This window comes from Nocardioides sp. P5_C9_2, from assembly GCF_054049555.1.
Genome location: NZ_JBFUMD010000196.1, coordinates 1 through 6456, shown reverse-complemented (window position 1 = coordinate 6456; position 6456 = coordinate 1). Strand labels below are relative to the sequence as shown.

The 6456-nt window shown below is 74.1% G+C and carries 11 protein-coding genes; 8 read left to right on the top strand and 3 right to left on the bottom strand.

Annotated features, from left to right (window positions below; genetic code table 11):
- The 4 genes from ACXJKL_RS11380 to ACXJKL_RS11365 all read left to right on the top strand — a co-directional run.
- Positions 1-280, top strand: a 280-nt coding sequence (locus ACXJKL_RS11380) for a hypothetical protein (RefSeq protein WP_457207159.1), incomplete at its 5' end; no start/stop codon positions are given.
- A 56-nt stretch (positions 281-336) separates the two neighbouring features.
- A complete protein-coding gene (locus ACXJKL_RS11375; RefSeq protein WP_457207158.1) occupies positions 337-693 on the top strand; it encodes a hypothetical protein in 357 nt (118 codons plus the stop codon).
- Between the two features lie 14 nt (positions 694-707).
- Positions 708-1088: a DUF1304 domain-containing protein gene (locus ACXJKL_RS11370; RefSeq protein WP_457207157.1), complete on the top strand. Its 381-nt coding sequence runs from the start codon at positions 708-710 to the stop codon at positions 1086-1088.
- Between the two features lie 74 nt (positions 1089-1162).
- On the top strand, positions 1163-1561 hold the full coding sequence (locus ACXJKL_RS11365) for a hypothetical protein (RefSeq protein WP_457207156.1): 399 nt from the start codon (positions 1163-1165) through the stop codon (positions 1559-1561).
- 4 nt (positions 1562-1565) lie between these two features.
- On the opposite strand, the gene ACXJKL_RS11360 is transcribed toward ACXJKL_RS11365, so the two are convergent.
- Positions 1566-2510, bottom strand: coding sequence for a helix-turn-helix transcriptional regulator (locus ACXJKL_RS11360; RefSeq protein ID WP_457207155.1), 945 nt, complete (start codon positions 2508-2510; stop codon positions 1566-1568).
- Positions 2511-2572: 62 nt separating this feature from the next.
- On the opposite strand from ACXJKL_RS11360, the gene ACXJKL_RS11355 reads away from it, so the two are divergent.
- Positions 2573-3151, top strand: a complete 579-nt coding sequence (locus ACXJKL_RS11355) for a mycothiol transferase (protein WP_457207154.1) — start codon at positions 2573-2575, stop codon at positions 3149-3151.
- 21 nt (positions 3152-3172) lie between these two features.
- Here the strand turns inward: ACXJKL_RS11355 and ACXJKL_RS11350 are convergent, their stop codons facing one another.
- Positions 3173-3493, bottom strand: coding sequence for a GNAT family N-acetyltransferase (locus ACXJKL_RS11350; RefSeq protein WP_457207153.1), 321 nt, complete (start codon positions 3491-3493; stop codon positions 3173-3175).
- A 158-nt stretch (positions 3494-3651) separates the two neighbouring features.
- On the opposite strand from ACXJKL_RS11350, the gene ACXJKL_RS11345 reads away from it, so the two are divergent.
- Together ACXJKL_RS11345 and ACXJKL_RS11340 are read left to right on the top strand one after the other, a co-directional pair.
- Positions 3652-4038, top strand: coding sequence for a hypothetical protein (locus ACXJKL_RS11345; protein WP_457207152.1), 387 nt, complete (start codon positions 3652-3654; stop codon positions 4036-4038).
- On the top strand, positions 4035-4823 hold the full coding sequence (locus ACXJKL_RS11340) for a hypothetical protein (RefSeq protein ID WP_457207151.1): 789 nt from the start codon (positions 4035-4037) through the stop codon (positions 4821-4823). The genes ACXJKL_RS11345 and ACXJKL_RS11340 overlap by 4 nt, the downstream gene beginning before the upstream one ends.
- A 78-nt stretch (positions 4824-4901) precedes the next feature.
- On the opposite strand, the gene ACXJKL_RS11335 is transcribed toward ACXJKL_RS11340, so the two are convergent.
- Complete coding sequence (locus ACXJKL_RS11335; protein ID WP_457207150.1) at positions 4902-5855, bottom strand: succinylglutamate desuccinylase/aspartoacylase family protein; 954 nt, start codon at positions 5853-5855, stop codon at positions 4902-4904.
- A gap of 151 nt (positions 5856-6006) precedes the next feature.
- Between ACXJKL_RS11335 and ACXJKL_RS11330 the strand changes: the two genes are divergently transcribed.
- A partial coding sequence (locus tag ACXJKL_RS11330) for an NAD(P)H-binding protein (protein WP_457207149.1) occupies positions 6007-6456 on the top strand: 450 nt, incomplete at its 3' end.

Below are 6456 nucleotides of genomic sequence, written 5' to 3'. Positions count from 1 at the left end.
CGACTCCAGGCGCACCGACTCCAGGCGCACCGACTCCAGGCGCACCGACTCCCATGGCGCCGGCTGGAACGACCCCGACGCCAGTGATGCCGAGGGCAGCCCCGACTCGTCGTTCCCGGGTGCTGGCGAGCGGGTCGGTGACGACGACCGGGCGAGGGCGCTCGACGCCGAGCCGGCGGGCAACGCGACCGTCGGCGACATGGTCGACACCGACGCGATCGACTCCCGCGCCCACGAGCAGTCCGAGGACGTCGAGGAGTCCGTCGAGGACGACGACTGACGCCCTCGGGGTGGACCGCCCTTGTCCGCGCTGGTGCCACGGGACACAGTGGGGGCATGAGCCACAAGAGCGAAGGTGACTGGGGCGAGACCCAGCTGGACCAGGCCGAGCAGGCCGACGCGGAGATCAACCTGGAGGACCCCACCGCGGGTGACGACGAGCCGTGGAGCCCGCCGGACCGCCAGCCGCGTGGTGCGGAGTTCATCGACGGGGACGAGACGATCTCCCAGCGGCTCCGCCAGKAGGACCCCGACGCCGACGCCGGCTACCACGACCCCGACCACGTCGAGATGGTCGGCGGTGACGACCCGGACGCCGTGCCCGCGGACGAGGACGTCGTCGGTGGCGGCGGTGTCATCGACCCGGGCAGCGAGGAGGGCCCCGAAGCGGGCGCGTTGCACCTCGAGCCCTGATCCGATCGCCAGCCATGACCTACGTCGCCTGGGTGCTGCTCGCGCTCGCCGGAGCGCTCCACGTCTACATCTTCTGGTTGGAGTCCTTCGCCTGGACCGCGGACAGCACGCGGCGCACGTTCGGCACCACCGCCGAGCAGGCCGAGGTCACCCGGCCGTTGGCCTACAACCAGGGCTTCTACAACCTCTTCCTGGCGATCGGGGCGTTCGCCGCGGTGGGCTTCCTCGCGGCGGACCACGAGGACGTGGGCCTCGCCCTGGCCGTGATGTCGGCCGGCTCGATGGTCGCTGCCGCGCTGGTGCTGGTCCTCAGTGACCGCAGCAAGGCGAGGGCGGCGCTGACCCAGGGGCTGTTCCCGGCGCTGGGCCTGCTCGCCCTGCTGGTCTCGCGCTGAGTCGGGCCGCCGGAATACCCCTAGGGGGTATGTGGTTGAGGCGGGTGTCCGCACCCATGAGAAGGGGAACCCGCATGACCCGCACCCAGCAGGACCTCCGCACCCTCGCGCCGTACGACGCCTTCCGCCGGGCCGAGGACCTCTTCGAGCAGCGCGACTACTACACCGCGGTGACCGTGCTCGACCACCTCATCGGGACGCACCCCGACGAGCGCGACCTGGCCGGGGCCCGCGAGCTCCTCGCGCGCAGCCTCTTCCACTCCGCGCAGTCGCGCCGAGCCGCCGTGGTGGCGCGTGACCTGCTGGACCGCGATCCCGCCGATGCGTACGCCGCACTGCTGCTGTCCCGGTCGCTGGAGCGCAGCGTCGGTGGTGACGAGGCACGCCGTGCCGAGGCCCGCGCGGTGGGCCGGCTGGCCGACGCCCTCACCGCTGACGTCGAAGCTGCTGACGTCGAGAGCCCGGCTGCCTGACGCGTCAGCCCGCCGCCAGCAGCCGTCGGCCGAGCTCGCGCACGGCGTCGCGCACCTCGTCGCCCGCCACCACGCGGAAGGACACGGGCAACAGCGCCAGCCCCTCGGCGTACGACGCGGGGTTGCTGGTGCTGCCCGTCAACCGGGTGGTCTGGTCGTCGATCTCCTCCAGCCGTCCGAGGCGGCGGGGGAGCCAGGCGATGCGGTCGAGCGGGGCGTCGATGACGACCTCCACGGGGTGGTCCCACCCGACGGCGAGGTGCTCCTCGAGGGCGGCGACCGGGTCGAGGTCGGTCGGGGGCCGGAAGCCCACGTCGAGGAGCCGGAGGCTCGTGACCCGGTCGATCCGGTAGGCGCGGGTCGCCTCCGAGTGGTGCGACCAGCAGAGCAGGTACCACCGACCGTGCCCCACCACGATGGCCCACGGGTCGACCACGCTCTCCCACTCGCGGCCGGCCTCGGAGCGGTAGCCCAGCGACACGCGGCGGCTCGTCGACGTCGCCCGGACCAGCGTCGTGATGACGGCGGGGTCGGGGCGGGCGGCGGAGCGGTCGGGGACGGCGGCGGCCGTGCGGCGTACGGCCTCGGCCTGCGCGGCGACGGTGTCGGGCAGTGCGGCGATCAGCTTGCCGAGCGCGGAGCCGACGAGGTCGGTGGGGTCGCTGGCGGGGTGGTGCCCGTCGAGCGCGGCCATCACGAGTCCGAGCGCCTCGGCGGCGCTGAACCGCAGCGGGGGCAGGCGCAGCGCGCGGGCCACCCGGTAGCCGCCGTACTGCCCGCGGCTGCTGTCGATGTCGATGCCGGCGGCACGGAGCACCGCCACGTAGCGGCGCGCGGCCCGGTCGGAGACGCCGAGGCGCTCGCCGAGCTCGACGGCGCCGATGCCGGGGCTGGACTGGATCAGGTCGAGCGCGAGCAGCGCCCGCGCGGTGGGGTTGGTGTCGTCCACCCCGGCAGGATCGCACGACCAACGGACGCGATCCGTCCGGAATCGGTCCTAGCGTGGTCGGCATGACGACCTCCTACACCTCCGGATGGACCCCGCCGCCCTGGGAGCCGCCCGTCGCGGGCACCGAGACCGAGCACCTGCTGGGTGCGATCACCCGGATGCGGGCGACCTTCCGCTGGAAGACGGGCGACCTCGACGCGGCCGGGCTCTCCGGCACCTTCGGCCCCTCCGCCCTCACGCTCGGCGGCCTGCTCCTGCACCTCGCGATGGTCGAGGACCACATGTTCGCCACCAAGCTGCGCGGCGAGGAGGTGGTCGAGCCGTGGCGCTCCCTGGGCCACGACGGCACCGACGAGTGGGAGTTCGACGGGGCGGCTGCCCGGTTCGCCCCCGAGGAGCTCTACCGGGTGTACGACGACGCGGTCGAGCGCGCCGACGGGCGCATCGCCGTCGCCCTGGACGAGGGCGGCCTCGACTTCGTGTGCCACGTCGACGACGGCAACGGCAACCACGCGTCCCTGCGCCGGCTGCTCTTCGACCACCTCGAGGAGTACGGCCGGCACACCGGGCACGCGGACCTGCTCCGCGAGTCGGTGGACGGGGTCACCGGCGAGGACCCGCCGGACGACTGGACCCGCTGAGGTCGTCCCGACCCGGCGCCGTCAGGACCTCTCCGCGGCGTCGACCGTGTCCAGCGCGGCGGGCGTCACCGGGTCCACCAGGTCGGCGTACTCCGTGTGCTTGCCGACGAAGCGCTTGACGTAGGGGCACACGGGTACGACGCGCAGCCCGGCCTCGCGGGTGGCGTCGAGGGCACGGGTGACCAGCTCGCCGGCCAGGCCCTGACCGGCGTACTCGTCGCCGACCTCGGTGTGGAAGAAGATCCGCTGCGCGCCGGCGTCGACGAACTGCGTCAGGCCGGCGCGGGTGCCGTCCACGGAGATCTCGAAGCGGTCGCCGGCCAGGGTCACGTCGGTGGTCATGGGGTCAGCCTAGGAGCCCCCTGCGCGGGCGACCCCGCGCCACGGATCGTCCCCAACGCCGGGAACGGCGTGTCGAGTCCACAGGTCGTGATCGCCCCCGTGCCCGGGTCGCTCCGCGAGGGCACCGTGGACCCACCGACACGAGTGAGGAGCACGAGATGTGGCCAGCTGATGGGGAGACGGCCAGCGGAGAGACGGCCAGCGGGGGGCCGGCCGGCCTGATGCGGGTGGAGTACGACGCCCTCTCGCGCGCCGCGGTCGAGGAGCGCGCGGTGCGCAACGCGGTGATCCGGTTGCAGGAGGAGCGTCGGGAGGCCGCCCTGCCCCCGGCCGCGCTGGGCCGCATCCTGCCGAGCGAGGAGCTGGTCGCTGCGGTGCGTCACGCCGACGACGCGGTCCGTCGGCGGCTGTGGGACCAGGCCCACCGGTGCCAGGAGCTCCACGAGACCCTGCGGGCCTTCCGCAACGACGTGCGGCTGGTCGACGAGGAGGTGGCGGGTCGCTTCGAGTCGCTGGCCGGGTTCCTGGGTGGCGATGTCGCGTGAGCGGGATCGCCGTGAGGTCCACCCGGCTCGAGTCCGTCGCCCTCCTCGGCAGCCTGCCCGACGAGGTGCAGGCCATCATGCGTCCCCTGGTCCAGCCGCTGCTCGAGCAGTGGGACTCCGTGGTCGGGGACCACCAGGCGGTCCGGGAGGCCGCCGAGCGGTGGCGCGGGACGGGCCGGCACCTCCACGACCTCGCCCGACGCCAGCACGGGACCGTCGACGACACCGAGGGCCGCTGGATCGGCCTGGCCCAGTGCAGCTGGACCGAGTCGGGTCGGGACGTCGGAGTGGACCTCGAGGCGCTGGCCGAGCGGTGCACCCTCATCGGTGCCTGCCTCGACGAGGCGTCCGTTGCGGTGCACGAGACCGAGCGACTGGTCCGAGATCTGGTGCGCGAGCTCCTCGAGTGGGCGGCGCTCACCCTGGCGGTCTCGGCGGTGACGGGGCTGGTGACCCTCGGCGCGTCGACGGTGGCCGGCGCCGCGACCGCCGCCGCTCGGGCAGCGGTGACCGGTGCGCGGATCACCGCCCTCGTGCGACGTCTCGCCGCTGTGCTGCACGGCATCCGACTCCGCGTTGACGCCTACCGGGACTGGGTGCAGGGGTTGTCCTTCGTCCGGCGACAGGTCGTCGAGCGTGCGGAGAAGCAGGTCGTCGGCGTCGTGGTGAAGAAGCCGCTCCGAGGTGCGACGTCGGAGGCCACCGGGATGGACGGGCAGGTCCGCGAGCCCCTCGGGGCACTGGCCTCGGCCCGCTCGCGCACCCGTCCGTGGCCGTCGCCGTGAGGATTCGGTCGGGTCACCGGGTCACCGGGTCACCGGTGCGCCGGGTCGCCGGTGCCGCGACGGCCCGAGGTGCGAGCCTCAGTCGGCGGAGGCGATGTGCACCAGCGCGTCGCCGGAGTTGACCAGCGCCTGCTCGGTGCGACCGATGACCACCCCGGTGCGGTTCGCGTGCACCAGGCGCAGGGTCTTGCCGAAGGCATCCACCAGGGCGCCGAGCCGCTCACCGTCGGTGACCTCCTGGCCCAGCGTGGCGTCGAGGTCGAGGATGCCGGTGCGCCGGGCCCGGACCCAGCCGCTGGCGCGGCACTCGACGCTCGCGGAGGGCGGGGCCACGTCGACCCCGTCGACCATGCCGAGGGCGGCGAGCACGCGGCGTACGCCCACGACGCCCGCGTCGATCGCGTAGGCGTCCATCCGCAGGCTCTCGCCCGCCTCGTAGAGCAGCACGGTCGCGCCGCGCTCGCGGGCGGCGTGCCGCAGGGAGCCGTCCCGGATCTTGGCGTGCAGCATGACCGGGGCCCCGAAGGCCGCGGCGAGGTCGTGGGTGAAGCCGTCGTCGAGGTCGGCGCGGATCTGCGGCAGGTTGGAGCGGCGGTCCGAGCCGGTGTGCAGGTCCAGCCCGACCGAGCACTTGTCGACGACCTCGGTCATCACCAGGTGGGCGATCCGGCTGGCCAGCGACCCGCGGGCCGACCCGGGGAAGGAGCGGTTCAGGTCGCGGCGGTCGGGCAGGTAGCGGTCGCCGTTCATGAAGCCGAGCACGTTGACCATGGGCAGGGCGACGACCGTCCCGCGCACCTGCTTGGGGTCGAGCCCGGCCAGCACCTGGCGGACCACCTCGACCCCCACGACCTCGTCGCCGTGGATCGCGGCGCTGATCCACATCGTGGGTCCGTCCTCGCGACCGTGCACGACGCGCACCGGCAGGCTCACGTCGGCCCCGGTGACCAGCCGGGTGATCGGCAGCTCGAGGTTGCGGATCGTGCCGGCACGCACCCGCACCGCACCGATCGCGAACGACTCGCGGGCCATCAGCCGTCCCCTCGTCGTCGCATGCGCAGACGCTAGCGGGTGGCTCGCGTCCCACCGGGTCGGTGGTCCAGCCCGACCGGGCCGGGGAATGACCTGGCGGCTCCCGGGTGTTGTCGCCAGTGACCACCGTCCCGATCACCGAGGAGTCCCCATGGCCACCGTCGTCGTCTTCGGAGGCACCGGCTACACCGGCGCCAACGTCGTCCGCGAGGCCGTCGCCCGCGGGTTCGAGGTCGTCGCGGTCAGCCGCTCCGAGCCCCGGGACCCCGTGCCGGGCGTCCGCTACGAGGCCGGTCCGGCCGAGGAGGTCGCGCGCCGTGTCGTCCCCGGCGCCGACGCCGTGGTGGCCGCCCTGTCGCCGCGCGGTGACATGGCCGGCCGCCTGGTCGAGGTGTACGGCGACCTCGCGGGCCTGGCCGCCGAGGCCGGCGCGCGTTACCTCCAGGTCGGAGGCTTCAGCTCGCTGCGCCCCGCGCCCGGCGCCCCGCGCTTCGTCGAGGGCGAGATCGCCGCCGAGTACCGCGGCGAGGCGCTCGAGGGCGAGGCCACCCGGGTGATGCTCGTCGAGCAGGCGCCCGCCGACCTCGACTGGGTCTTCGTC

Bases quoted from the DNA above. Each gene is read 5' to 3' on its own strand.
- ACXJKL_RS11370 (WP_457207157.1), top strand. From the start codon at position 708: ATGACCTACGTCGCCTGGGTGCTGCTCGCGCTCGCCGGAGCGCTCCAC.
- ACXJKL_RS11350 (WP_457207153.1), bottom strand. From the start codon at position 3,493: ATGACCACCGACGTGACCCTGGCCGGCGACCGCTTCGAGATCTCCGTG.
- ACXJKL_RS11355 (WP_457207154.1), top strand. From the start codon at position 2,573: ATGACGACCTCCTACACCTCCGGATGGACCCCGCCGCCCTGGGAGCCG.
- ACXJKL_RS11365 (WP_457207156.1), top strand. From the start codon at position 1,163: ATGACCCGCACCCAGCAGGACCTCCGCACCCTCGCGCCGTACGACGCC.
- ACXJKL_RS11335 (WP_457207150.1), bottom strand. From the start codon at position 5,855: ATGGCCCGCGAGTCGTTCGCGATCGGTGCGGTGCGGGTGCGTGCCGGC.
- ACXJKL_RS11345 (WP_457207152.1), top strand. From the start codon at position 3,652: ATGTGGCCAGCTGATGGGGAGACGGCCAGCGGAGAGACGGCCAGCGGG.